Source organism: Bacillus sp. AG4(2022), from assembly GCF_031844465.1.
In the GTDB taxonomy this organism is placed as follows: domain Bacteria; phylum Bacillota; class Bacilli; order Bacillales; family Cytobacillaceae; genus Bacillus_AB; species Bacillus_AB infantis.
Genome location: NZ_JAUZVH010000012.1, coordinates 16357 through 42320 on the forward strand (window position 1 = coordinate 16357; position 25964 = coordinate 42320).

Consider the following 25964-nt stretch of genomic DNA (forward strand, 5'->3'; position numbering starts at 1 on the left):
TTAAAAGGGAAATAACTGATTAAAAGGAGGTTGTCAAAATGGTCATACAATCAAATATGTCACCCAAAGCTATTGCTGAAGTTTGGGAAAGTACAACGGATGTTTTTAAAGAACACAATATTCCACTGACTGAAAAAACTTTAGTTACATTGGTTGAAGCCGATGCATTGACTTCCCTACTTCAAGAACTCAATGCTATTGTTGGAAGTTCAACGGCAACATGTATAGAAGGTGGCTGACAAATGCCATCAAAAAAGGAGTAGGCTACTCCTTTCATCATATATATTTTAATTATACAACTAAAGGACGCTTTAACTGAGCAACGAAAAAAGCCAAATTTCTCAATTGATGTTGAGAAATTTGGCTTTTTAGTATGAGAATTTCCTTAGCGTTGTAAATCCGCATTTTCCTGACGCTACCCCTATAAGAAACGGTTGGTCCTGTAGTCTTTTCATCAGTTGGATGAACGTGAAGGAAATTCTCCAGGTCTCTGCTGACAATCACCACATGACCAGCTGATCCCAGGTAGGGTTCCAGTTCTTTTACAGGCTCTTGGCTTTCAGTATCTGTTATAGTAAACTCCATCGTAAGATACTGATCGGCAGCTAACCCGTCAAAGGAGAGTTCAAAATCAAGACCATTCACTGTTTTCTTTAAACTTTCGTCAGGTGTAACTGCCTGTTGATCCTGTGTCCCTTTAACATTTAAGTTAAATTTGGCTACCTGCTGGGTACTGCCTTCCGGCATAAAATCAGCGTACAGTTTATAGAATCCTGCGTTTGGAAAATTGGTATTGACTACAAATTCCCCATCTCCTTTGTAATCCGGATGAAGGTGCTGGAAGGTGGAGAGGTCTTTGCTAATTGCAAGTAAGTGCATTTTTTTTTCATGTACAACAGCAAAAGCGGTTGCCGGAATTCCATAACTGTCTTTTAAGGTAATTTTTATTTCGGTCTCCTGATTAGGCTGAACATTATTCGGATTCAGCTCCCAACCTACTTTTAGTTCTTCAGCAGGGTTGGTTTGCTGATGATTGGTGTGGTTTGCGCCATGGTCCATTTGATGATGACCTTGGTGTCTGTAATGATTGTGATCTTGTTGCATTTTTATCACCTCTTTACTCGTTTAGAATGTGCTCAAAATGTCTCATAATCTTCTGCTGTTCTTCTTCCGTACCAAGAGGGGTAATTTCAGCACCCACTTCTTTTAGTATTTCTGTAACATCTTTAATTATTTCTATTTCCTGAAGGGCAAATTGAACATGTGCATGCTTGACCTTAGGGTCCTGCATTTTTAGGGCGGAAATAAAGTTGTCCAAAGCCATTGATTCAGCTGCCTTCTTTGTTTCTAAGGCGATATGCTTGTCCAATTGACTAGCATTCTGAACTTTTCCTACAGGCTGGTTTCCTGAAGGAAGCTCATCCAAAGAAGGGACTTCTTGAAAATCACTTTTTGCAGGATCAAGCATCTCCATCATCAATCTTACATGGCTTCTTAACAGGTCGAGCTTTTTATTCAGGACATATTTTAATTCCTCGCTCTCAACCTTTTTTTCATGCATTTTAATTTTTGCTATTAAGCCATCGTGTGCTGATAAATGTGTAGCAATAAGCCCCATATCTGTAGCAGGTACTAACATATGCATTCCTCCTGATTATGGTATTTTCAGTTCATCTACCTTCTACCACTTTTTTAGTGGATTAAACTGCACAAAAAATGCACAATTTGCTCCACAAAATAAGCCGGAGTAGTCAAATGGCTTCCGGCACAACTAAGGCAGCTATTCATTTTGTACGTGGGAATAATGCTGCAGAGTCAAACGCTGCATTTCTTTGCTAACCCTGGGAATAAACTCTCCGAGAGTATGTTTTATTAGGTGGTCGTACATCATTTGCATGCTTACATCCTGGTATGACATTTGAAGGTGGATATTTTTGACGTCAGCATCCTTCATCATTAAGGCTGAATTAAAGTTATCGCTCCCCATCTGTTTGGCAGTCGACCTCGCTTCAAGAGCAATATCTTTTTCATATTCTTCTAGTGTGCCAAGATTTATATTCCAGTTTATTGAGTCCATTTCCGATAAATCTACCTTATGTGTAGGATCTGGGTTGATAAGGCCGAGCATTGCTATAACGTGATTTCTTAACATTTTAATGTGTAATCCCAATAAATTTTTAAATACGGGGTTTTGTACTGATGAATAATACAATTTAAGCTTATGGATGACCCCCTCATGGGTACTCAAATGTTCCGTCATAATCCCTAGGTCTACTGCAGGCAGGTTCATTGTTTGTCATCCTCCTCTTACTCCTACATTAGGATATTCACACTGATGTTTGAGGTGCATTGTACCAAAAATCCTTATTATTATATAAGCTAAAAGAGGGAGCATCTTTATATATCCTGCAATTAGAGTCCAATACTGTTTTTTCTGAATGGAAAGATTGAATTCTTCTATGTCCAGCGTTTTCTTTTATCCATGCTATGCCTAGAAGGATTTGGTATGAGGATTAGTGTCGGAAATTCCATATTAATAGGCTCGGATTACTTTGAATCCGAGCTTGTTTACATCCGTTCAAACACCCAGATTGAAAGACCAAATGTAAAAAGATGCTTCTTTAGGTTTTAATCAAAAACAAAAAGCTTTAAGCATTCAGAGAAAACGACCCTTTATATGGGGGTGTTTTCTCTAGAGGTATATGGTAATTATTCTGGTTTATTATTAGCATTTGAATCAGGTGTAAAGCTTGGTTTGAATCCTTCGTATTTAACCATATTCACCATTCCAGCTGTAGCGTGGTGAAGGTCATGACAATGGAATAGCCAATTCCCCGGGTTATCTGCTTTAAATGCAACAATATATTCATCACCAGGTTTTAAGTTAATCGTATCTTTCATTATAGGAGATCCTTCAACAGTCTTTCCATTCTTGCTAAGAACCCGGAAGAAGTGGCCGTGCAGGTGCATAGGATGATCATCCATCTTAGAATTATTAGTCAGTGTTACCTTAACGAGGTCGCCTTCCTTAACATTTATGTTATCTGTATCAGGGAAAGTTTTGCCGTTAATCGTATAGGCCATACCGCTGCCATCCATGCCAGTATTAAGATCCATTTTATATTCAACATTATATTTCTGGTTCAGTGAAAATTCTCCTTGTGCAGAAGCGCCATAGTTCACAAACGTGAACTCTGGAAGTTCTTCGGACTGATTAGATTTATCTGTTGAATTAGAAGAGCTTTCATATTGAATTTTTGTCTTCATCCCACTTGTGCCTTCCATGTCACCGTGGCACTCGATGAACCATTCGCCAGGGTTGTCCGCAGTAAACTCAATGTCATATCGCTCACCTGGTGCTATTGAAATCAATTGATCTTTGATTTCTTTTGGTTCATTTAGTTCTTGTCCGTCGATGGCTGCCACTTTAAAATCATGACCATGGAGATGGATTTTATGAGACATAAACCCTACATTGACAAGACGAATTCTGACCTTTTCTCCTTCTTTTACCTTTAAAGGCTCAATGCTGTCGCCACTTTTGCCATTTATCGTAAAGATATCGTAAGCACTCATGTCATGGCCCATTTCGCCCATTCCATTTATGCTGTCATTGCTATCTGACTCCATGCTGCCATGATCCATACCGCTCATACTTGAATCCTCTGAATCAGTCTCTTTATTGCTGGCTTCATCTGACCCCATGTTACTGTGATCCATACCTTCCATGCTGGATTCACCTTCTTCAGGCTTACTCATCCACTCATCAAGCAGTAGTGTATAGTCACGATCATAAGTCTTCTCTTTTGGTTCTACAATAAATGAACCGTAAAGACCTTTATCCATTTGCTCAACAGCATTTTGATGGGTATGGTACATATATGTTCCTGAATCGTCAGGTGTAAATTCATATATGAAGGTTTCACCTGGTTGGACTGCATTTTGTGTCACACCTGGAATGCCATCCATTTCATTTGGAACTGTAATCCCATGCCAGTGTATTGTTACAGGTACGTCTAATTCATTTTTTAGGTTTATTTTTACCTTTTCCCCTTGCTTCACCCGAATTTGTGAGCCGGGAACAGAGCCATTGAAAGTAAGGGCATTTACGCTTACACTCTTATTCAGCTGATGTTTGCCTTCTTTAGCAACTATGTTAAATTCTTTTCCTGTAAGTGTTTCAGTAGCGTTTGTAGTTTGTAGCCCCTCAACTTTTTCTTTTACTTCAGAATTATTTTCTTCATCCATGTCCATGTTTTTGTGATCCATTCCACTCATACCGCTATTAGAACAGGCAGCGAGAAAAAGCATTGAAAAAATAAATATAGCAAGCAGTTTAATCTTCATGATGATCCCTCCTGTAATTATTCAAACAAATCATAATAAAAATAAATGCAGAAATTAAGGATTAAAAAGATATTTAAAGGTATTTTTCTTTTATAAGTCAGTAATTTAGGAAGTTTCATATTTTCACTGGACTCTGCGAGAACTAAAATTCAGAAAGCCGGTCATGTTAAAATGATAAAGCTCCACCTTTTTTAAAAGGTGGAGCTTTGTTTGTCTAAAATCCTGCTACATCTTAAATACTCACTGTTAAATTTGTGTACATGTTCATGTCAAATTTCTAGATTCCTATTCCTCCTTCAAGTCTTCTATATACTTTTTCATTTGAGCTATTTCTTTACGCTGAGCTTTAATAATTTCATCTGCCAGCTTCCTTACACGAGGATCTTTGATCTCAGCTCTTTCACTTGTCAAAATAGCTATGGAATGGTGAGGGATCATAGCTTCCATGTAGTCTACATCATCAACGAGTGTTTGGCTTCGAAGAAGATACAAGGATAAAGCAAATACAATTGCGCTTCCTGTCAAAATCCCGATATTCAACTTTTTGTTTTTCAGCATATGTGTCATAAATATCAACATAATGACAGCCATTGTGGCTCCCATTAACAATGCCATATATGCACGTGTTTCACTGAAAAATATGTGTTCCACTTTATAAGTGCTCCAATACTTAAAAATGAACATGATAATAGTGGAGGTAACCACCATTCCGGCAAATTTCCAATATGGTTTCATGTGCTAAGCTCCTTTTACAATTTAGTATATTCACTTGCATTCCCTCTCTTTTTGCAAAAAGTATGCAAAACTAAATGTTTTGCCAACTCCTTTATGAAGGGCACCAAGGATTAAATTCAATATTAAAAAAGCAGCTTCATACTTGGTTGTTGTGTTTTTTTTATTTCTTCATAAATTTTGCACAAATGTTGGAGATAAACTAATATAACGAGGTTTAGAAGAAAACTTTGATACATTAAATAATTATAGAGGAGGAAGAAAATGGACCATTCAGAACACCGACATCATCAACCATCTCACGAAGAACATGCCAAAATGAATGACCACCTGCATGGCAGCCAGGAAGATCATGCTTCTCATCATGCTCATATGGTGGATGATTTTAAAAAAAGGTTTTATATTTCAATAATTATTACACTCCCGATATTAATTCTTTCACCTATGATTCAGGAATTTTTAGGAATTAACTTAAGATTTACCGGAGATATGTATATTCTATTTGGCCTTTCCACATTTATTTTCTTCTATGGCGGATGGCCATTTCTACAAGGGTCTTTTGACGAGTTAAAGAAAAAAGAACCCGGAATGATGACTCTGATTGCATTAGCAATAACCGTTGCTTATTTCTATAGTTCCTTAACTGTCTTTGGGCTTTCAGGCAAGAACTTCTTCTGGGAATTGGCGACATTGATTAATATCATGCTTCTCGGTCACTGGATTGAAATGAGATCAGTGATTGGTGCGTCTCGAGCTCTCGAAGAACTGGTCAAATTGATGCCGGATGAAGCACATCTTATCGATCAAGAGGGGAATGTGAAAGATGTTTCAACTTCTGAGTTGAAACAAGGGGATAAGATTTTAATTAAACCGGGAGAAAAAGTACCGGTGGATGGACTGATTATAAAAGGAGAATCATCACTTGATGAATCAATGTTAACAGGGGAATCGGTGCCAGTGGACAAATTCAAGGACGACCAAGTCATAGGTGGATCCATCAATGGAGAAGGTTCCTTGACGGTGTCAGTTGAGAAGACAGGGGAAGACAGCTATCTTTCACAGGTCGTAACGATGGTAAAGGAAGCTCAAGAATCGAAATCACGGACACAGGACTTATCTAACCGGGCTGCAAAATGGCTTTTTTATATGGCGCTGTTTGCTGGAATTATTACATTGGTAGTTTGGTTATTTTTAGGAGAGAGTTTTGTTTACGCCTTAGAAAGAATGGTGACGGTCATGGTTATTGCCTGTCCTCATGCATTGGGATTAGCGGCACCTCTTGTTGTTGCAAGATCGACAGCAATCGCTGCGAAACGAGGACTATTAATCCGCAATCGAGCAAGCTTTGAAGGGGCAAGAAACATTGATGCAATTATTTTTGACAAGACTGGGACATTGACAGAAGGAAAGTTCGGCATCACTGATATTAAAACGTATGAAAGTGAAGAAGAAGAAGTCATCAGGCTGGCTGCTTCATTAGAAGCTCAATCAGAACACCCAATTGCCAGAGGGGTTTTTGAAGAGGCCAAACAACGTTCGATTAACTTAATTGAACCGGAAAGTTTCCAATCTATAACCGGTAAAGGCCTTAAAGGGACAGTAAATGGTAATAAAGTGAGGGTCGTAAGTCCAGGTTATATGGCTGAAGAAAATATTATATATGATACAGAATCCTATTTAAAGCTGTCAGGAGAAGGCAAGACCGTAGTGTTTGTATTGGTTGATGGAGATGTAGCAGCAATGATTGCTCTCGCAGATAAAGTGAGGGAAAGCTCCAAGGAAGCCATGAGACGTCTCAAAGAGCTTAACATCCGGGCTGTTATGCTGACAGGAGATAACCAGCAGGTGGCCGATTGGGTGGCCAAAAACTTAGATCTGGATGAGGTATATGCAGAAGTTCTGCCCCATCAAAAAGCTGATAAGATTAAAGAATTAAAAAAAGAGGGCTTAAGAGTAGCGATGACAGGTGACGGTGTGAATGATGCACCGGCGCTTGCAAACGCCGACCTTGGAATAGCCGTTGGAGCAGGAACGGACGTAGCAATGGAAACGGCGGATGTTATTTTGGTAAAAAGTAATCCGAATGACGTAGTATCCATTATAGCACTTTCGAAAGCAACTTATAAAAAAATGATTCAAAACTTATGGTGGGCGGCCGGATATAACATAGTGGCTATTCCACTTGCGGCAGGGGTCCTTTATAATGCTGGAGTTGTATTAAGTCCTGCAATCGGTGCTGTTCTTATGTCCTTGAGTACAGTGATAGTAGCAATTAATGCTAAATTGCTCAAAGTTTAATAAAGTAAATAAGATGCCGGGACATATATCAAAATAATTATACCGCAAGAAATCAAATTGAAAGCTTTGATTTCTTGCGGTATTGTTTTAGCAACTTTCACTTTAAACAAAAAATTTTTCTAAGCCTCTTCATTTTATCCTTTTGATTTCTCGATTAATGTTTTGATTTGATTCACAATCTTTGCTGTTTCTTCTGAACTAGCTGCCGGCTGAGCAGACCAATCATTATCCTTAATTATTTCTTCATAGTGGTTTTAGATGATAGGGCGAAAGAATATCCATGTCCATCGAAGTGGGAAGACAATTTAGATTCCTATTTGAATATCACAAAATACAGGTTATTTATGATTAAGGCAGAGTTGAGTTTTAAGGTGAGGTATTACCATTTTGAGTTGCACAATAAAAAACACACAAGCTCTTTATCTATACTTGTGTGTTTTTTTATCTCCCGGTATTCAGAATGAAATCATGACCGCTTTGCCTAAGAGATATTCAGGGGTTCGACTCACTGAGAAATGAATGGACATTGTCCAACGCATTTAAAAAGGGATTACTTATTATACTGATTTTTGAAAGGATTCCATACATACTTGTACTGCCAATCATTTAAGAGTTTTCTCTTACATTAGAAATATCTTTCCAATTCTCCCCGTTATCTTCTGTTATATAGATGTTGTTTTTATAGGTTACAATGGACCATCCTTGCTCATTTTGCGGATTTGAAGCAATGTACATAATTGGGTTATCCTCTTCAAGAGGTGGGGTAGGGAATGGAGCAATACTTCCATCAGAAACGTTCCACTCGTATAGTTGAATTTTATCTTGTAGAATGCTTCCAAATAGACCGTTGCTCTCACTCATCGCAATTCCTGTTACCTTAGAGGTGTTCGGAACTTTGCTGAAATTTTCACCTTGATCTTTTGATAAAAATACGCCGTCCTTACCCGCTATTGCTACGACAGTACTATCAGAAGGGTGTACAGCAATGTTCCCGATTGATTCCGATTCAAATCCTTCCATGCTCACTTTTTTCCAAGTTTCTCCCTCATTTTCCGTTACATAAAAGCCTCTTTCCAACACAGAATTAGGCTGCTCATTAATTACATAGATAATGCCGGATTTATAACCTGCTGCCAGGTAGTGAAAATCGGTTTCTCCATAGAAAGCCAGTTTTTCAAGTGTTCCACCCTGGTCGGTACTCTTGACTAAACCAAGCGGGTTCTTTAACTCAGATTCTGCCCCTGGATGGCCGCTGGAATAAAATCCATCTTGATACGGCTGAAACCCCATATAATCATTTCTATTACTGTTTGCTTCAAGCCATTTACCTTCAAAAAATTTCATCAAACCATCGTGAGTAGCAACGAAAAGTTCCTCCTTATTGTTTGGGTAACCGACCCCATGAATGTGGTCAATTTGTTCTCTTTCAGCGATTACAAATTCATATTCTTCCGCTGCAGAAGAGCAGCCTGTAACGATAAGTACTATTGCTGCTACAGCTATAATCCATTTTCTCTTTTTCATCATAATTCCTCTAATCCATTAAATTTTCCATTGATAACCGATCCCCCATACGGTGGTCAGGTGCTTTTCAATCGGAATTTCGACTTTTTTCAACTTGTCTCGGAGGTTCCTTATATGGGAATCGATGGTCCGGATATCAGTGTTTGCATTGATATCCCAAGCGGTGGAAAGGAGCTGCTCTCTAGTATAAACTCTCTCAGGGTGTTTCATTATAGTTTCTAGCAACAAGAACTCTTTCAGTGTTAAAGAAAGGAAAAGGTCTTGATATTTTAATGTGTAGGCTTCCGTATTCAAACGGAACTCACCTCTGACTATCTCACTATTTTGTTCTTGAACAGGAGATTCCTGTCTTCTCAATAAGGCATGCACACGCGCTGCCAAAATATCTTCATCAAAAGGTTTGGTGATATAATCGTCTGCACCGACATCAAGGCCATTAATCACATCTTCTTTATCACTTCTGGCGGTAAGCATGATAATGGGAACATTCGAAAACCCCCTAATCTTTCTGCAGGTAGTCCACCCGTCGAGTTCTGGCATCATGACGTCAAGTAAAACAAGGTCGACCTTCTCCTTTTTTAACGTTTGAATTGCTTCGTAGCCACCGGAAACCTTTAAACATGAATAGCCTTTAGGTTCCAGATACAATTCCAGGAGCTTAAGCATCCTAACTTCATCATCGACTAGTAAAATCTTCTTCAAGGTATACACCTCACTATATTAGTATCTCCACGGTTGTGCCCTTTATATTGTGACTCTCTATTGTCACCGAACCACCATGAGCCTCCACTAATTCTTTTACAATGGAAAGGCCGAGTCCGGATCCGCCATATCCGCGGGAACGTGATTTTTCAACTCTATATAGCCGTTTGAAAATACTTTGAAGCTCGTTCTCAGGTATCCCAATTCCTTGATCGGTGACTCTAATTTTGACTTTATTGTCGCGTGTAGAGCTGACGATTATTTTTGTGACTGTATTTGCTTCAGAATATTTTAGAGCATTATCAAGCAAATTGAGAATAATTTGCTCCAATCGAAGGGGATCAGCGAATGCATAGACTAGTTTTGGACAAGTTACTTGAATAGTGATGTCCTTTTGGTCGAAGGCAGGCCCAACTTTTGCCACTATGTCCTGGATGAGCGGGCATAATTCAATTTCTTGTTTTGTAATCGTGAAATTATTTTGATCGATTTTTGCCAACTCAAATAGATTTTCGATCAAATGCACAACTCTCTCTGACTCATCCTGAATGATTTTTAAATATTCGTTTCTTTTCTCTACCGGCAGTCCATCCCTGAGAGCCACAGTCGTATAGCCTTGAATATAGGTCAATGGCGTTCGTAATTCATGTGAGATGCTGGCTAGGAATTCGAGTCGGTCATTCTGGATGCTTTCAAGATCGTTTGCAAGTTTTTGTATAGAGTTGGAGAGCTCACCAAGTTCATCTTTACCTAAATCAGGAAGCCTTACCTTGAAGTAGCCGTTACTAAGTTGTTGTGTTGCCTCTTTCATCTTGATTAGAGGGCTTGTTAGAATTCTTGACAAAAGAAAATAGATGATAGCAATTATCACCAAACTCATAATCCCCGCCAATAAAAAATGGTAGTTTAGCTTTTTAATCAAAGACCGTAACGGTTCTGTATTTTTAAACATATATACATAACCTTCTTCTGCACCTGTGTTGTACTCCGTCACTGTTGCAAGATAGTTCATTTCTTTCCAATTGGATTCAATCAGTAATCCTTCCCTGGCAATTTTTTGAGGATGGTCGTTGATCAAATTAACCATGTTGTCAGATACGTCTTTCGAACTGACAATTATTTTTTTTTTACCATCCGTGATGACCACCTCAGTGTCTGTTTTCGATTCCATCAAGGCTATATGAGTCAAGGTGCTTTCGGTAAAACTGTCCTCCAGTACATCCCGGTGGCTGTTGCCTCTGGAAAGAATCATTTGAAACTCTTCCTGGACTCGGGAATTAATTATACTGTTGTAGAGGTAAGACATCAGCAAGGACTCCAAGATTAATACAGCTAAAAGGAAATAAATAGCAAGTTTTGTGGATATTTTATTCATTGTATAAATCCCCATTTCTTTTTGCGCCTTTTTATTTTACATGATATTTTTGAAAAAAAATTGCAAAAAAACAAGAAAATTGAATGCAAGATAACTTCTAAAATTTATGATAAAGGTCTGAAGTAGAAATGCCCTGAGGATACTACATCTCCCTTTGATACCATGAAGATCAAGTACTAGTCACTATAAGTAAGATAAAGAATAAAAGGGATGATAGCAACAAATCATAAATAGGCCGAAGAATATAATGCTTTTCACTCTTCATACCCCTATTAGGTATGTTATAATGTGATTATATTGGAGGTGGGATTCATGGAGAACAGTTTGCCTGAAATGGTTTGTCATGTCACATCAAGCCGAAAAAGCCATCATCCAAAGAGTGTAAAGAAGGATTTAACAAATAGACTCAATCGCATCGAGGGCCAAATTAGGGGCATTAAGGGTATGGTGGACAAGGATATTTATTGTGATGATATTATTACTCAAATTTCTGCCACTCAATCCGCTCTTAACAGCGTAGCGAAGATCCTTTTGGAAGGGCATTTGAAAGGCTGTGTCGTTGATCGGCTTTCAGAAGGCGATGAAAAGGTTCTAGACGAGTTAGTAATAACGATTCAAAAACTCATGAAAAAATAAAAGGGGAGAAATCAATATGCAAAATGTTACGTTAAATGTACAAGGAATGTCTTGCGGACACTGTGTAAACACGGTGGAAGGAAGCGTAGGAAAATTACCTGGAGTAAGCGAAGTAAAAGTGAAACTCGAGGAAGCGAAAGTGGATGTCTCTTTTAATGACTCCAAGGTTTCACTTGAGCAAATTAAAGAAACCATCGAGGAGCAAGGATACGATGTCGAGTAAGAGTGCTATTTGCACTCTCTTCTTTTCAATAAAATATACCCCTATCTGGTATATGAGAGGTGAGAACAATGAGTAAGGAATTAAAGGAAGCGAGTCTCCAGATTTCAGGGATGACTTGTGCAGCCTGTGCTACAAGGATTGAAAAAGGCTTGAACAAAATGGAAGGTGTCGAACAGGCCTCGGTCAATTTGGCGCTTGAAAAGTCATCCATTAAATATAATCCAGCTAAACTAAATAAAGCTGATTTTGAAAAGAAAATCGAGGCACTGGGCTATAGGGTGGTAAAACAAAAAGCTGAATTCGATCTTACAGGAATGACCTGTGCGGCATGTGCTACGCGGATTGAAAAAGGCCTGAATAAGCTGGAGGGCGTGTCGGAGGCAAACGTCAATTTGGCCCTTGAAAAAGCAGTGATTGAGTTCAATCCTTCAGAGGTGTCCATTGGAGACATCATTGCCAAAGTAGAAAAGCTTGGCTATGGGGCCCACCAAAAGGAAGATGAACACGAGCAGGTGGATCACCGTGAAAAGGCGATTCAAGACCAGAAGCGCAAGTTCATTATATCTGCGATATTATCATTGCCGCTGTTATGGACGATGGTCGGACACTTCTCGTTTACTTCGTTCCTATATGTGCCCAAGTTCTTAATGAACCCATGGGTCCAGTTGATTTTGGCCACACCTGTACAATTTATCATCGGCAAGCAATTTTACGTCGGTGCCTATAAGGCGCTCCGTAACGGCAGTGCCAATATGGACGTCCTTGTCGTCATGGGGACTTCAGCAGCTTATTTCTATAGTCTCTACCAAGCAATTGCCAATACTGGAACACATCATATGCCGCAGCTTTATTTCGAAACGAGCGCCGTGCTGATCACGCTAATCCTCTTGGGTAAATTGTTTGAGGCAAAAGCGAAGGGCCGTTCATCTGAAGCTATTAAAAAGCTGATGGGGCTCCAGGCAAAAACAGCGGTCGTCCTCCGGAATGGCACTGAAGAGGTAGTGCCATTGGAAGAAGTCACAATTGGCGAAACGATCTTAGTGAAACCAGGTGAAAAAATTCCGGTAGATGGAGATGTACTGGAAGGTTTAACATCGGTGGATGAATCAATGCTGACGGGCGAAAGTCTTCCTGTAGATAAAAAGGAAGGGGACGTCCTATACGGTTCAACTATTAATAAAAACGGTTTTATTAAAATGAGAGCGACTAAGGTGGGCCGGGATACAGCATTAGCCCAAATCATAAAAGTGGTAGAAGACGCCCAAGGATCGAAGGCACCCATCCAGCGTCTGGCGGATCAGATTTCGGGAATCTTTGTCCCGATCGTGGTCGGGATTGCCATCGCAACATTCCTGGTATGGTTTTTCTGGGTACAGCCGGGCGATTTTACACCAGCACTTGAAGTGCTAATTGCCGTGCTCGTGATTGCTTGTCCCTGTGCACTTGGATTGGCGACTCCTACCTCTATCATGGCAGGCTCCGGGCGGGCAGCAGAGTTCGGAATCCTGTTCAAGGGCGGTGAACACCTGGAACAAACGCAGAGAATCGACACAGTGGTTGTGGATAAAACAGGAACCGTTACACATGGCAAACCGGTATTAACGGATTTCATTGTGGCGGAAGGCCAGGAAGAGGAGAGATTTTTGTCATTGATCGGCGCTGCGGAAAAGCAATCCGAGCATCCGTTAGCTGTAGCCATCGTTACAGGGATTCAAGAGAAAGGGATAGAGCCTGCACATATACAATTTTTTGAAGCGATTCCTGGGTATGGGGTAATGGCAACAGTATCAGGCCAGGGAATTGTCGTCGGTACACGAAAACTTATGCAGCAATATGCTATTGATATTACCTCGGTATTGCCTGTCATGGAAAAGCTGGAGAGCGAAGGAAAAACAGCCATGCTGGCTGGCATTAATGGACAATATGCAGGGCTTGTCGCGGTGGCTGATACCGTTAAGGATACATCCAGTGAAGCGGTTAGCCGCTTAAAAGAGATGGGCATTCAGGTAATCATGATGACAGGCGACAACCAACGCGCTGCACAGGCAATTGGGAAAGAAGTCGGCGTCGATTCGGTGATAGCCGAAGTGCTGCCTGAAGGTAAAGCAGAAGAAGTGAAGAAGCTTCAGGAACAAGGCAGGAAGGTGGCAATGGTCGGCGACGGAATCAACGATGCACCGGCACTGGCAACCGCCGATATCGGCATGGCTATTGGCACCGGGACCGATGTGGCCATGGAAGCAGCCGATATTACACTGATCCGGGGAGACCTTAACAGCATTGCTGATGCGATATTGATGAGCAGAAGGACCATGAGGAATATTAAACAAAACCTATTCTGGGCATTTGCCTATAATACACTGGGGATACCGATTGCTGCCATCGGATTGCTAGCACCATGGGTAGCCGGCGCTGCCATGGCATTTAGCTCTGTGTCTGTCGTGTTAAATGCGTTGAGGTTGCAAAAAGTGAAATTAATTTAAATAAGTTTTGAAAATAAGTAAGAACTATAGAGGAGTGAATTAAAATGAAGAAGCAACTAATTGTTTTTCTAAGTATTGCTACCTTAGGGTTAAGTGGTTGCGGAAATGATACAAGCACAGAAAATAACAATAACGAAGTTGAACAGGAACAGATGAACCATTCAGAACATTCGAAAATGAATCATTCTCTTTCTGGTGAAGTGCCTAAAGGGTTAAAAGAAGCAAATAATCCCACCTATTTAGTTGGAAGTGCAGTTATTTTAGAAACCGACCATATGGAAGGAATGAATGGTGCAGAAGCAAAAATTGTAGGTGCTTACGATACAACAGTTTATGCCGTATCTTATACTCCAACAACTGGTGGAGAAAAGGTGACAAATCATAAGTGGGTAATTCAGGAGGATTTAAAAGATGCTGGAGATACTCTTTACAAAGTGGGAGATGAAGTCACTTTGAACGTAAACCATATGGAAGGAATGAAAGGCGTAAAAGCTACTATTGACTCAGCAGAACAAACAACTATTTATATGGTTGATTACACGCCAACCACAGGTGGAGAAAAAGTGGAAAATCACCAATGGGTCACAGGTGACGAACTTTCAGCTAAATAATATATATTATCAAAAATTAGTTTATATGAGCTGCCAGTAAAGGCAGCTTTTTTTGACTCACAAAAGGTAACATTTTATGTGAAAAGAATGACTTTGTGAATGAATGTACTTAAACAAACGGGTGCTTTAGTTTAATAAAGAAATTGGAAAGCCGACCATTATTAGTCAGCTTTTTTTGTTTTCGTTAAAACATACGGTTTCATAACTCAAAAGTATTGACACCGTTTTGGCAACCCAGTAAACTCAAGGTGTTGTATGGTGTCATAACTTAGGTTCATATATATGGGTTAAAAAGAGGGTAGATATTATGAAATACGGATATGCGCGAGTGTCCACGATGGGCCAGGATTTGCAAGCACAGATTGCTATGCTTGAGTCGGAAGGCTGCGAGGAAATCTATTCGGAAAAGTTTACTGGCACGAAGGCGGCCAGACCACAATTTCAGGCTTTATTAACTACGCTGAAGACAGGCGATACTTTAGTCATAACGAAGCTTGACCGCTTTGCCAGGTCGACGTCTGAAGCTCTAGCAATTGTTAAGGAGCTATTCGACCGCGGCGTGAAGGTTCATGTCCTTAATATGGGACTGATTGAAAATACGCCGACTGGACGCTTAATCTTTACTATAATGAGTGGATTTGCGGAGTTCGAGCGTGACTTGATCGTGGAGCGTACACAGGAAGGTAAAGCGATAGCAAGGCAACGCAAAGATTACCGCGAGGGACGGCCGAAAAAGTTTAGCCGTGGGCAGATAGAACACGCGCTAGAGCTATTGACCTCGCGCTCATACAAAGAAGTCGAAAATCTAACCGGAATTTCAAAAAGCACTTTAATAAGAGCTAAACGCAAAAAGTCAGCCGAATAACCATTGTAAGAAAGTTCTAAAATGAATAAGAAGTTTGTGTCAGTGCAATAATTGTTTTACTTGGCGGTCACAGCAGCACAGCAATATACACCAGACTTATATTATTTTGGAAATGAAATGGTATAATTGAACCAACAAAAATGTACTAGAGGGTGGATCTTTTGCTTCGACCGCTTGTAAGGAAAACTTTTCTTGATCATTTTTATCATGATATTGAGGACCATTTACTTGATGAAACCCAAACTAAAATTAACTTGCACATTCTGAAAATTTCCAATAATAAATTTGATATGAATCCACTTTTAATGGAATTATCAAATTCCATGATTACGTTTTGTTTATCAAAGAAAGAGTATCAGCAGTATGTTGATCAGCAACGTTTTGGTGAACTAAATATCCTTGCTCAAGAAAAATTCAGAGATTATCAAGCGAATGAAGGAGAATTTGGTGAATTACTATTATACTGCTTTTTGGAAACACACCTTGAAGCACCTAAGCTTTTAACAAAAATGAATTTAAAGACATCACATAATGATTATGTGAAGGGTGCTGATGGAATTCATTTGTTACAAATAAATTCCAATGAGTTTCAAATCGTTTTCGGTGAGTCGAAAATGTATAAAACACTTAGAGGAGGGATTAATAAAGCTTTTGAATCAATTGACAGTTTTTTGAATCATACTAAAAATAATGTTCATTATGAAATGCAACTTATTAATTCTCATTTAGCACAGGAAATAGTTGATGATCAAATGTATGAACAGTTAAAAAAAGTTATCTTTCCAAGCGCTAAAGAAGACGCTATCCAAACCAATCATGCTTTTGGTATTTTTGTAGGATTTAATCTTGAAATAACAAAGGAAATGCGAAAATTGCCTAATAATGAATTTCAAGCACAAATTAGAAAATTGGTAAGCGAAAAAGTGCAAAAGGAATTTAAGCATATCGATTCATTAGTGGAAAAGTACGATTTATATGGCTATTCCTTTTATATATACTGTATACCGTTTATAAAAATTGACGAGGTAAGAAAAGCTGTAATTAAAAGGCTAAAAGGTGAAGTGTCATGAAATTACTAGAAAGACTTGCTACCGACGTACTAAAGGATGAGTATTATAATGTGCTGTTTGACAGAATCAATAAACTCTATTACCAGGAACTGTTCAATGAAGAAAATAACTTTCTAAGTAAAAAAGAGTTAATAGATTTAATGCGATTCTGTGATTTATTATCTAATTCAACTTCCAGTAAACACAAAAACATAGCTTATAAGATTGTCACCTTGCTTTTTCCATTTTATAAAGAAGATTTGAACTTTAAAACAGTTTCTAGCGCTGTGCTTTCTAAAATCGGCAACTTTCCTGCTCTGCAATTGTTAGACTACGATGTCACTCTTCCCTTGGATCGGGAGATTGAAAAAGGTGTAAAAAAATCAATCCAACATATTAAGGACTTTGAAAATATATACTTAACCGATCCACAATATTTGTTATATCACCAAATGAAAGATGCACCTGTGTTTAGTTTTTCGGGCCCAACTTCCATGGGTAAATCCTTTATGATGAAAATAAACATAGCGGAGCAGATGAAGAAGCATAACAAGCCAAATATTGTGGTTATTGTGCCGACAAGAGCGTTAATCCATCAATTTGCTACTGAAATAAAAAAAGATTTATACAGCCAACTAGAAGATGAAAATTACACTGTATTAACAAATGGTAATCTAGAAGGAGTTAATATTGAAGGTTTGAATCTGATAATGGTTTTAACCCCTGAAAGGCTGTTATCCTTTTTGTCAGAAGAAGGATATCCTTCAATCGATTGTCTTTTTGTTGATGAAGCACACAAACTTGCTAGTGATCAAGATAAGAGGAGCATAACTTTATACACAGCGGTCGAGAGGACTATATATGCTAATCGCAATGTACAACTCTTTTTTGCTTCTCCCAATGTATCAAATCCTGAAGTTTTCTTGAAATTATTCAATAAAGAAGTTGAACATGTATTTTATTCGAATGAATCACCAGTTTCACAGCAGTTATTCTTTGTGGATCTTATAACCAAACAAGTTGATCATTATACTGAGAATGGAATAAAAGAGTATTATCCAAAAATTGTTTCGAACCAGGATAATGACAGTTTAGACTTAATTAACTTACTTTCTCAGGAACAATCGAATTTAATCTATTGTCATTCGAGAAGAGATGCAGTTGCTAAGGCAAGACAATTCAGCCAAGAGTACGGTGAAACAAGCTTAACCACTTATCAAAAGAGAAGAATTCAAGAAGCTATTCAAATAATTAAGAAAATAGTGCATCCAGAGTACTATTTAATTGATTGTTTGAAACGAGGAGTCGCTTATCATTTCGGCAGTTTGCCGCAGGTGCTTAGGTACAATATTGAGCAGCTTTTTAAAGACGGAATAATCAGGTATTTATTTTGTACCTCGACTTTATTGGAAGGTGTTAATCTGCCAGCAAAAAATGTATTTATACTGAAAAATAAAAATGGCATTAGAAATTTCAAAAAGGTAGACTTTTGGAATCTTGCTGGCAGAGCAGGAAGATTAAAATATGAATTGTCAGGTAACATTTACTGTATCCGAGATGAGGAAAAAGACTGGAAAAAAGTTAATGAATACTTAGAGAATAAGGAACAGATATTTATGAATCCAACTGTTTCTAACAACTTGGAAAACAATTTAAACCATATTACCGATGCTATGCTAAATAAAGAAATAAAAAAAATAAATAAAACTGAACAAGACATTGTTCGTTATCTTGCAAACATTATCAGTATCGACACGTTGGATTTAGTGACCGAGTATCAAAGTCCTGTCATTAACAAGTTAATACAAAATAAACAAGAAAAAATCATTGAGATTGCTAAAGAAAAAGTGCAAAGTATAGAAATTCCTTATCAAATATTAAAAACTAACCAACATATGGCTGTTGAGCAACAGGAATCAGCTTTTCAATACATTATTAAAAATGAGCATAATTTTAAAAAGACACTTTTTCCTAAAAAAATAAATTATGAAGAGTGTTTGGCAGTTTTAGATTTATTCCATAATATTTATAAGTGGGATCAATATGAAAGAAGGTTGAAGAGTAAAAATAGCTTAAAGTATTTTGCACTACTTATGAATAACTGGATTAATGGTAAAAGCTTGAATGAACTAATTAATCAGAGTATTGATTTTTACTCGAAAACTAAAAGAAAAATCGTATATTATGATGAGTCTAATATACAGAGGAATGATTTTTTTGTTAGAAATAGTCGAATTCAGGTCAACACACTTATAAATGATTTAATTAAAGAGATAGAGGAGATTCTTAGATTTACTATACAAAAGTACGTAAATCATTATTACTTAATATTGCAAGAGGTTTACGGTAAAGATCAGGCAGGGGCAAATTGGAGCAACTATTTGGAGTATGGTACACGCAGTATGGTTGTCATTATTCTTCAAAACATGGGGTTATCTAGGTATGTTGCAAATTTATTGAGTAATGAATATCCTACTTATTTTCAGGTTAATGACGGCAAGTTGATAAAGATTCAGAAGGAAAGCCTACTTAAGGCACTGGAAGAAGGAAGTATAGAAGAGCAGGAAGTACGAATGTTTTTATAAGATTAAACACAGAGTAACCAGTAACCATATTTAAGGTGGTTAGGAAGAAGCAGGTGGGGGGCATGTGACTTGTCTGAACAGCTGCTTTTCTTATTGGAAAATAAACTAATAAGAGAAAGATGGAAAGTTCTTTTGCTATTTTTCAATAGAATATTATATAAATGGAGATTGCTTGAATAATATACAGAATGCTGGTAAGCTGGTAAGTAATTCTATATAAAGCGAGGTGAACAATTTGGAAAAGTGGGAAATGATTGCTATTCTCCTTTCGGCCTTAAGTTCCATCCATCGCATAATTTGCGATCGGAAAAAACTTAAGAACGGGATGGATAGTAAATCGAACTCCCAGGCTTAATTTATGTTCTTGGTGGAACTAAGCTAGGAGTTCACAACAGATAGGTAGGAAGGGAACCTAAAGGTTCCCCAAATACCTACTCCCATTATAACTTTTCCATTACGTTCACGAAATACAAAATAATTATATAAAGGAGGATAGACCCGAAAATATTCTAAAGAATCGGCTTAAGATGGTGTTATAAACTAAAAAAGTCACCTTTTTGATTAATTTAAAAACACCTTTTGGGAGTTGAATACCAATGTTCAACAACAATACTGTCTTTGCTTCTATTGGTTGAGAAGTATGACATAGCTGTTTTTGTTAATTAAAAAGGAATACTAATTAGTTTAGCAACGCAATAATTAGTTGTTAATAAGAAAAAAACAAAAAAACCAAAGTTTATACTTTTGGTTTTTTTGTTTTTTAGAATTCATAGAGCAAACAATAGAAGAATAATCGGTATTTCTTTGCACGCTCAATAGTAGTATGCAATTTCTTATTCACTACATGTATTTCAACTCTTTTGGCATTCAAAGAAAAGATAGCGTGTTTATAGCATAGCATTTTTTAATTAAAACATTCGCTTTATTATAATTCGAGCTCCTTCATGGTGTTTTTATTTGATAACTATTTAACTTCAATATCACCGACTTTAATATCTTTATCATCAATGTAATCCACTATTTCCAGCAGTTTTGCTACCGTGTATTCCTTGTCAGTTAGATTGTCGGCTATAAGGCCACCGACCAGGTCAAGAAGCTTCTCTTTTATCCTTGTAATTGTCAGCTTTGCTTCCAATAGATCATTCATGTGTGGCCTTCGACTCCGTTCTTTTACATAGTATGGCTTGTCACTCAATGCCTTGAATATGGCAATAGGAACAGTCATGTCCGCGAGAGAGGCAACTTATACTAATTATCGCTTATTGATAAAGTTGGCCTTCTGTAAATGATAAAAAAGAGTTAACAGTTCTCCCCAAATAAGATTAATCAGGATTAGTATGATGATTCCTGATTATACTTGAAATAATGCAACAATTGTTTTATTATGTTTTTATAAAACAATTGTTGTTTAAGAGGAGTGCTTGAATATGTATAATTTGGATGAAGTATTTGAGATACTCAAGAAAAATAAAATTACAAGCCACAAAGAGAGCGTTCGCCGTTGGCTGCGGCAAGGAGTCATTAAAGGAGTTTCTCCTTCTTCCCGGAAAGAGGGCTGGAAGATTCCAATGGAAAGTGTAGAGTCTTTTTTGTCTGAGAGGCTTCCGGATGTTATTAAAACAGATGTTGCAATAGAAAATGCAGAAATAATTGAAACAGATATTGTAAAAGAAGCAAAAGAACGAGCCCGCGTTGAAATGTGGTACGAAATCACGAACAAAAACATATGGGAAGGGTATATAGAAATCAAGAAAACTCAACTTCGCGAATGTATCTTACATCGAAGGTATTCAAAAGAGCTGGAGCAATCCGTTTGGGAGGCTTGTGTGGCCAATAGCAAAGCCTATAGTAAACCCCGTGTCTCTTATTTGCTCGAAGCATTTAAATTTGATGGGAAACGGCTGCTATTTGATCAAAATTTTGCAGAGAAGGAAGAACAAGTCATTTTTGCGATCATTGAATATGTGAGAGCGTCTCGTAAACAGGTGAACTAAGTGTTAAGGATCTGTTCCCAATTAGCCAGTCATTATGGAATAAGAAGACTATTATGTGTGGGGGGATTATTAATTGCAGCGCTGTACATATTGCAACAGATCTTTTCCGGAGCATGAATTAAAAAGTCTGCCTTTGGATGATAGCCCTCATTTAAATAGAAAGTATTGCCCCCGGTGTTTTCCGGGAGTGGAAAAGGATCATTTTAGCTTGCCATGGATTAAAGAGAAATTCATCAGACGAGACCATTAGAAATCCTATGTGATTGATGACTAGATTCGCCTTAAGGCGAATTTTTTTTCTTTAGAAACAATTTCAGGGCACTTAAAGACATTTTCGGGCGGCAGCACTACAAGCTGTAAGAAAGGGAAAAGCGCCCTTTCCAACAGCCTGTACGTGTCGCTGTGCTACTAAATGGTCCGATAACCACGGATTGTACGGCTCATGCTTCGCCTACATTCCGTAGGTTCCTGTTCCATTTGCCTCCGGCCGTACCCCACGAGCCGAAAACCTGAATACCTTGGGCTGCGCGCCCAACACCCCGCCAACGGTAGCCCGTTGGATCGCTTCAAATGAAAGGTCGGGTTGCTGCAGGCATCGAGCCTTTGCAACCCGATTGCAAGCAGCTGCGCTTCTTGCCATACGCCATTTCTCTGCTGCTTTCTAAGAGCGAAAGCACCTGATCGAAATGGCTTTGCAAACCTTCTTTACTGACGGATTTCAGGGGGCATCGAGCCCCCTGAAATCCGATTGCATCAGGCTCCGCCGTGATACAATACGCAACCTTCAGAACCCCTTCGGAAGTTCCGAGCAGGTTCTGAAGGTTGCTTTGTTATAACGGCTGCGGGCATCGAACCCTTGCCGTTAGGCGGCTGCATACCTCCCGGTATGCTTTTAGCCGCCCATTGTGCAGTTCCCCTTCTCCTTCCTTCGTTCTCCTCATTGTAACCATTCGCTTATGACGGCGGGAAGGGCGGGCGTTCGGGGAAAGAAAACGGCAAAGCCAAGTAGGCTAAGGGGCAATAAGGAAGCACAAAACGCTTCCTAACTGCCCCTAAGTCATTGGGCTTCACTCGTTTTCTAACGGCCCATCCCGTAAAGCATGGGATGGGCCTACCCCTCTCTGGCAAGTTCGCTTCTTCGTAAGCGAACCCTTCCCCCGTTTGCGCGAATGGTTCAGGTGGATCCGAACAAAGAAAGGAGAGAGGCGAAAATGAAAAAGGAAATGAAGCTGGAAACGATTTATGAAGTGGTAAGGATCAAGCAGGTCATCACAGAGGTTGAAGCTGACGAAAAGTTTATCATCCGTTCCCCGGAAGATGGTGCAAAGGCGGCCGCGCATTTCATTGGAGAGGATGACCGTGAGGTGTTCTTCGTCATGTGTCTGAATACGAAAAATCAGGTAGTTGCCGTCCATCGCTGCCATGTTGGAGGATTGAACGCAAGCCTAGTTATGCCACGGGAAGTATTCAAGAGTGCCATCTTGAATAACAGCGCATCAATCATCGTATCGCATCAGCATCCCAGCCAGGACGTTTCTCCCTCAAGAGAAGATATAGATGTCACAAGACGATTGGCTGAATGCGGCAAGCATCTGGGGATTGAGGTTTTAGATCATTTGATTGTCAATGCGAAAGCTGATTTCTACAGCATGAAAGAGAAAGGTCAAATGTAGCAGAAAGGGAGAGGAATCTCCCTTTTTTTGGTCGAAATGTATACATTGTATACATCGTGTGTTATATTTTGTATACAATGTATACAAGGAGGAGTTAATATGAAAAAGGCAACCCGGAAGATCGTTGAGAAGTTCCCCTTGCTGGAAGAAAGATTGAATCATTATGAAAACCTTTTTCTGTCTGAGCAATCCCTGACGCAGCTGGATGAAGTCCAAGCTACATTCCTTAAGTTAGCCTGGTTTTTTGAAGATCCCGACAAAGAAGAGTTTGATTTAGGGCATCTGTATAAACGTTTGGATAATGATTGGCTGGAATTTGCTCTTGAGTTGATAACAAATTATTTTCGCGAAGATACCTATTTGATTAAACATCCGTCCTATTGTCTGGTTAAAAACGGGTCCGAATATTTAAGTCTAAGCCAGTTTGCTGACTACTTATCAAAGGAAGGGCTTAATTACGGAAGACAAAAGCTTAATCTTTACTATGACCGTGGGAAAGTTCCTAATCCAGATTTATTTGTTGGTGGTGTGAAATATTGGTCCTTGAGTACAGTTGAAGACTTTTGTGGAAAAGAAAAGTTACGGTTAGGAATGTGACCTTTTGGACGTATTAAATAATGCTAGATGGGAAGATGATGAGTCTTAAATAGAATTCATGCTTTGAGTGTGAGAAGCAGATAAATATACTAAGACAAACAGTTTGGAATTAGTAGGCCCTATTTCAGTCAATGTCAAATTAAGTTGAGGAATGTATATTGAATACTATGTAAAAAATTTTCCCAACCTTTCACCTATGTAAGGTTTGTTATAGTTATAGGAGTAGTGTTTTAAAAAAACCAGTGAGCTCAGTTGGAAGCCCTTGTGTTTTTCTGCTTAAATAAACGGCATCAGTTGCATTGATCTAAAGGGACAAGGTTTAGCCACCCCTAATAAGAAAGGTGCTAAATAATCCAACCTGTGTATTTCCAAAAAATTAAAAAGTGAAGGTGATGAACATGAGATTAAAATACCCGAAGTTTATGTATCTGATATCAATTTTCATTGTATTATTTGTTTTTACAGGGGTGTTATTAAAAATCACTACCAATTTTGCCCCTATATTGTTGGGACCAATTTGGATTGCTGCACTAATTTTACTAGTATATCTAGTCTACGGAGTAATTAAAAATAAATGGTAAATATTTACTAATTTATCTAATTTTGTAATTTTTTGAAGGGATTGTAATTATTTTGTAGAATCTCCTTATTAAACCAAAAGGGAGGGCTACATTATGAAAAAGAAGTTGAGTATGTTTTTATTGGCATTTACTATGATTTTAGGTATTTTTCCAGGGATGTCTTCTGCTCAAGCAAGTGAAAAAGATAAAAATGCAGAAGATATTCAAGAAATGAGAACTTACCTCGAAACGACTGTTCCGGAATTAGTTTCAAAATTAAAGGGATTGGATAATAAAAATGCTTCCCTTGAAGCTGTTGATAAAGTAATTTCTTCTCACTATCAAGAGAACCCAGCGCCTGAAGCAGTTAAAAATCCGAACATTTCGTTATCTGATGTTTTTCCTGAAAAAGCTCAAGAAAATGCTAATAAAGACGATGAGAAAGTTTTAAACCTTAATGAATTCATTCAGGAGAAGAAAGGTGAAAATAATTCCAACGATGGTGAATTAATTTCATTAAATAATTCTGAGGCAAGTGTTGATGTGTATGTAGGAGATACTGGTGAAATGTTTGTTCTTGAGAGGAAGAAAGTTAAAAAAGCTGAGCAGCCATTAATAGCCAATGCTGGCGCAAATGATGGATTGATTGGTACAAACGCTCTCCCTTGGGAATACACAGATACTGAAAGAACAACAGGTATCGCCTACAATGCTTACGGAGGGAAGTTATTCCACGTATGGGCAGAAGGGCAATTTAAATATAATGGCACTTCAGTGCAAGTTCAAACAGGTACAGGAAGTTATGGACGTTATGCCTTAGGATCTACCATTACTCTGGAAAGGCGTGTAAATGGAGGAAGCAGATTTCCAGCAGTTGGCTCTGAGACATATGCAGAAGTTTATACTCAAACCTATTTTGAATCAGTGTACGGTATAAGATGGGCTGGCCTTGTTCTTAAATCAGGTACTTGCGAAGTATATGTTGGTGCTTCAAAAATGGGGCATATGTATGGAAGTGCAACACTAAAATAGAATTCTTTAAAAAGGCATTTCGAATGGAGGCATTCGAAATGCCTTTTTTCTTGTTTTTAGGGGTATGGATGCCTCGTTTAATTATCCTTTCCCAAAAATACAATGAACAAGAATAAATAAAAGTACAAGAGGAGAAGGTTGAATCCTTCTCCTTTTTTGCATGAAGCAAAAACATATGGCTCGTAGTCATACTGTCGTCTATATGTTATATGGAAGCTAAAACCTTCTTTGGGCGGCAGCACTACAGGCTGTAAGAAAGGGTAGAGCCCCTTTCTAACAGCCTGTACGTGTCGCTGTGCTACTAAATGAACCGATAACCACGGCTTGTACGGCTCATGCTTCGCCTACATTCCGTAGGTTCCTGTTCCATTTGCCTTCGGCCGTACCCCACGAGCCGAAGTTCTGAAAAAACCAAAACCTAAAAACAAAGCGGAAAGCAGCCCGCCGGCTGCTATTAAATGAGGATTTTGCCCTTTGCCTTCCGAATCGTACAATAACGCAATCCGAGCTAACCTTGCAGCAACCGGAGCCTCCTAGGCTTCGCCCTCCAATTGCTGCAAGCTAAGTCGGATAGAGAAGCAGTCAAGGGGCAAAAAACTTTTTTGTTACATACGCTTCGCAACACAAAAAACTTTTCCGCTAAGAGCTCCCTTGACTCCTTCTCTATGCTCATTGTTC

At 38.7% G+C, this 25964-nt stretch carries 22 protein-coding genes; 13 read left to right on the plus strand and 9 right to left on the minus strand.

Going from position 1 to position 25964, the window contains the following annotated elements; all coding sequences use genetic code 11:
- Positions 1-38: 38 nt before the first annotated feature.
- A complete protein-coding gene (locus tag Q9R36_RS24145) occupies positions 39-239 on the plus strand; it encodes a hypothetical protein (protein WP_040037814.1) in 201 nt (66 codons plus the stop codon).
- 52 nt (positions 240-291) lie between these two features.
- Here the strand turns inward: Q9R36_RS24145 and Q9R36_RS24150 are convergent, their stop codons facing one another.
- From Q9R36_RS24150 to Q9R36_RS24170, 5 genes are all read right to left on the minus strand, one after another.
- Positions 292-1104, minus strand: a complete 813-nt coding sequence (locus Q9R36_RS24150; RefSeq protein ID WP_311226018.1) for a hypothetical protein — start codon at positions 1102-1104, stop codon at positions 292-294.
- Between the two features lie 13 nt (positions 1105-1117).
- Entirely contained in the window at positions 1118-1639 is a 522-nt protein-coding gene (locus tag Q9R36_RS24155) for a hypothetical protein (protein ID WP_311226019.1), read from the minus strand.
- A 141-nt stretch (positions 1640-1780) separates the two neighbouring features.
- Positions 1781-2290, minus strand: a complete 510-nt coding sequence (locus tag Q9R36_RS24160) for a hypothetical protein (RefSeq protein ID WP_311226020.1) — start codon at positions 2288-2290, stop codon at positions 1781-1783.
- A 419-nt stretch (positions 2291-2709) separates the two neighbouring features.
- Positions 2710-4347, minus strand: a complete 1638-nt coding sequence (locus Q9R36_RS24165; protein ID WP_311226021.1) for a multicopper oxidase family protein — start codon at positions 4345-4347, stop codon at positions 2710-2712.
- Positions 4348-4632: 285 nt separating this feature from the next.
- Positions 4633-5082 (minus strand): DUF305 domain-containing protein, encoded by a 450-nt coding sequence (locus tag Q9R36_RS24170; protein WP_311226022.1) that lies wholly within the window; start codon positions 5080-5082, stop codon positions 4633-4635.
- Between the two features lie 261 nt (positions 5083-5343).
- On the opposite strand from Q9R36_RS24170, the gene Q9R36_RS24175 reads away from it, so the two are divergent.
- Positions 5344-7377: a heavy metal translocating P-type ATPase gene (locus Q9R36_RS24175; protein ID WP_311226023.1), complete on the plus strand. Its 2034-nt coding sequence runs from the start codon at positions 5344-5346 to the stop codon at positions 7375-7377.
- 606 nt (positions 7378-7983) lie between these two features.
- Here the strand turns inward: Q9R36_RS24175 and Q9R36_RS24180 are convergent.
- The 3 genes from Q9R36_RS24180 to Q9R36_RS24190 are packed head-to-tail and all read right to left on the minus strand — an operon-like array spanning position 7984 to position 10978.
- Positions 7984-8904, minus strand: coding sequence for a F510_1955 family glycosylhydrolase (locus Q9R36_RS24180; protein ID WP_311226024.1), 921 nt, complete (start codon positions 8902-8904; stop codon positions 7984-7986).
- Positions 8905-8919: 15 nt separating this feature from the next.
- Entirely contained in the window at positions 8920-9603 is a 684-nt protein-coding gene (locus tag Q9R36_RS24185) for a response regulator transcription factor (RefSeq protein WP_311226025.1), read from the minus strand.
- 13 nt (positions 9604-9616) lie between these two features.
- A complete protein-coding gene (locus tag Q9R36_RS24190; protein WP_311226026.1) occupies positions 9617-10978 on the minus strand; it encodes a sensor histidine kinase in 1362 nt (453 codons plus the stop codon).
- Positions 10979-11290: 312 nt separating this feature from the next.
- On the opposite strand from Q9R36_RS24190, the gene Q9R36_RS24195 reads away from it, so the two are divergent.
- The 7 genes from Q9R36_RS24195 (at position 11291) to Q9R36_RS24225 (ending at position 19430) form a co-directional block, all read left to right on the plus strand.
- Complete coding sequence (locus Q9R36_RS24195) at positions 11291-11614, plus strand: metal-sensing transcriptional repressor (RefSeq protein WP_311226027.1); 324 nt, start codon at positions 11291-11293, stop codon at positions 11612-11614.
- Between the two features lie 16 nt (positions 11615-11630).
- A complete protein-coding gene (gene copZ / locus Q9R36_RS24200; RefSeq protein ID WP_311226028.1) occupies positions 11631-11837 on the plus strand; it encodes a copper chaperone CopZ in 207 nt (68 codons plus the stop codon).
- 68 nt (positions 11838-11905) lie between these two features.
- On the plus strand, positions 11906-14320 hold the full coding sequence (locus tag Q9R36_RS24205) for a heavy metal translocating P-type ATPase (protein WP_311226029.1): 2415 nt from the start codon (positions 11906-11908) through the stop codon (positions 14318-14320).
- A 44-nt stretch (positions 14321-14364) separates the two neighbouring features.
- Positions 14365-14931 (plus strand): YdhK family protein, encoded by a 567-nt coding sequence (locus Q9R36_RS24210; protein ID WP_311226030.1) that lies wholly within the window; start codon positions 14365-14367, stop codon positions 14929-14931.
- A gap of 307 nt (positions 14932-15238) precedes the next feature.
- A complete protein-coding gene (locus Q9R36_RS24215) occupies positions 15239-15796 on the plus strand; it encodes a recombinase family protein (protein ID WP_311226031.1) in 558 nt (185 codons plus the stop codon).
- A 161-nt stretch (positions 15797-15957) separates the two neighbouring features.
- On the plus strand, positions 15958-16866 hold the full coding sequence (locus Q9R36_RS24220) for a HamA C-terminal domain-containing protein (protein ID WP_311226032.1): 909 nt from the start codon (positions 15958-15960) through the stop codon (positions 16864-16866).
- Complete coding sequence (locus Q9R36_RS24225; protein ID WP_311226033.1) at positions 16863-19430, plus strand: DEAD/DEAH box helicase; 2568 nt, start codon at positions 16863-16865, stop codon at positions 19428-19430. The genes Q9R36_RS24220 and Q9R36_RS24225 overlap by 4 nt, the downstream gene beginning before the upstream one ends.
- A 964-nt stretch (positions 19431-20394) precedes the next feature.
- Here Q9R36_RS24225 and Q9R36_RS24230 read toward each other — a convergent pair.
- Positions 20395-20577, minus strand: coding sequence for a hypothetical protein (locus tag Q9R36_RS24230; protein ID WP_311226034.1), 183 nt, complete (start codon positions 20575-20577; stop codon positions 20395-20397).
- Positions 20578-20857: 280 nt separating this feature from the next.
- On the opposite strand from Q9R36_RS24230, the gene Q9R36_RS24235 reads away from it, so the two are divergent.
- The 4 genes from Q9R36_RS24235 to Q9R36_RS24250 all read left to right on the plus strand — a co-directional run bounded on the left by Q9R36_RS24235 (position 20858) and on the right by Q9R36_RS24250 (position 25286).
- Positions 20858-21424, plus strand: coding sequence for a hypothetical protein (locus Q9R36_RS24235; protein ID WP_311226035.1), 567 nt, complete (start codon positions 20858-20860; stop codon positions 21422-21424).
- A 1229-nt stretch (positions 21425-22653) separates the two neighbouring features.
- Entirely contained in the window at positions 22654-23097 is a 444-nt protein-coding gene (locus Q9R36_RS24240) for a JAB domain-containing protein (RefSeq protein WP_311226059.1), read from the plus strand.
- A 99-nt stretch (positions 23098-23196) separates the two neighbouring features.
- On the plus strand, positions 23197-23694 hold the full coding sequence (locus tag Q9R36_RS24245) for a hypothetical protein (RefSeq protein ID WP_311226036.1): 498 nt from the start codon (positions 23197-23199) through the stop codon (positions 23692-23694).
- A 674-nt stretch (positions 23695-24368) separates the two neighbouring features.
- Positions 24369-25286, plus strand: a complete 918-nt coding sequence (locus Q9R36_RS24250) for a hypothetical protein (RefSeq protein WP_311226037.1) — start codon at positions 24369-24371, stop codon at positions 25284-25286.
- Positions 25287-25964 lie beyond the last annotated feature (678 nt).

Coding starts and splice junctions, on each gene's coding strand:
- Q9R36_RS24205 (WP_311226029.1), top strand. CDS start 11,906: ATGAGTAAGGAATTAAAGGAAGCGAGTCTCCAGATTTCAGGGATGACT.
- Q9R36_RS24230 (WP_311226034.1), bottom strand. CDS start 20,577: ATGAATGATCTATTGGAAGCAAAGCTGACAATTACAAGGATAAAAGAG.
- copZ (WP_311226028.1), top strand. CDS start 11,631: ATGCAAAATGTTACGTTAAATGTACAAGGAATGTCTTGCGGACACTGT.
- Q9R36_RS24195 (WP_311226027.1), top strand. CDS start 11,291: ATGGAGAACAGTTTGCCTGAAATGGTTTGTCATGTCACATCAAGCCGA.
- Q9R36_RS24190 (WP_311226026.1), bottom strand. CDS start 10,978: ATGAATAAAATATCCACAAAACTTGCTATTTATTTCCTTTTAGCTGTA.
- Q9R36_RS24210 (WP_311226030.1), top strand. CDS start 14,365: ATGAAGAAGCAACTAATTGTTTTTCTAAGTATTGCTACCTTAGGGTTA.
- Q9R36_RS24150 (WP_311226018.1), bottom strand. CDS start 1,104: ATGCAACAAGATCACAATCATTACAGACACCAAGGTCATCATCAAATG.
- Q9R36_RS24155 (WP_311226019.1), bottom strand. CDS start 1,639: ATGTTAGTACCTGCTACAGATATGGGGCTTATTGCTACACATTTATCA.
- Q9R36_RS24215 (WP_311226031.1), top strand. CDS start 15,239: ATGAAATACGGATATGCGCGAGTGTCCACGATGGGCCAGGATTTGCAA.
- Q9R36_RS24175 (WP_311226023.1), top strand. CDS start 5,344: ATGGACCATTCAGAACACCGACATCATCAACCATCTCACGAAGAACAT.
- Q9R36_RS24235 (WP_311226035.1), top strand. CDS start 20,858: ATGTATAATTTGGATGAAGTATTTGAGATACTCAAGAAAAATAAAATT.
- Q9R36_RS24145 (WP_040037814.1), top strand. CDS start 39: ATGGTCATACAATCAAATATGTCACCCAAAGCTATTGCTGAAGTTTGG.
- Q9R36_RS24250 (WP_311226037.1), top strand. CDS start 24,369: ATGAAAAAGAAGTTGAGTATGTTTTTATTGGCATTTACTATGATTTTA.
- Q9R36_RS24225 (WP_311226033.1), top strand. CDS start 16,863: ATGAAATTACTAGAAAGACTTGCTACCGACGTACTAAAGGATGAGTAT.
- Q9R36_RS24245 (WP_311226036.1), top strand. CDS start 23,197: ATGAAAAAGGCAACCCGGAAGATCGTTGAGAAGTTCCCCTTGCTGGAA.
- Q9R36_RS24180 (WP_311226024.1), bottom strand. CDS start 8,904: ATGATGAAAAAGAGAAAATGGATTATAGCTGTAGCAGCAATAGTACTT.
- Q9R36_RS24170 (WP_311226022.1), bottom strand. CDS start 5,082: ATGAAACCATATTGGAAATTTGCCGGAATGGTGGTTACCTCCACTATT.
- Q9R36_RS24165 (WP_311226021.1), bottom strand. CDS start 4,347: ATGAAGATTAAACTGCTTGCTATATTTATTTTTTCAATGCTTTTTCTC.
- Q9R36_RS24160 (WP_311226020.1), bottom strand. CDS start 2,290: ATGAACCTGCCTGCAGTAGACCTAGGGATTATGACGGAACATTTGAGT.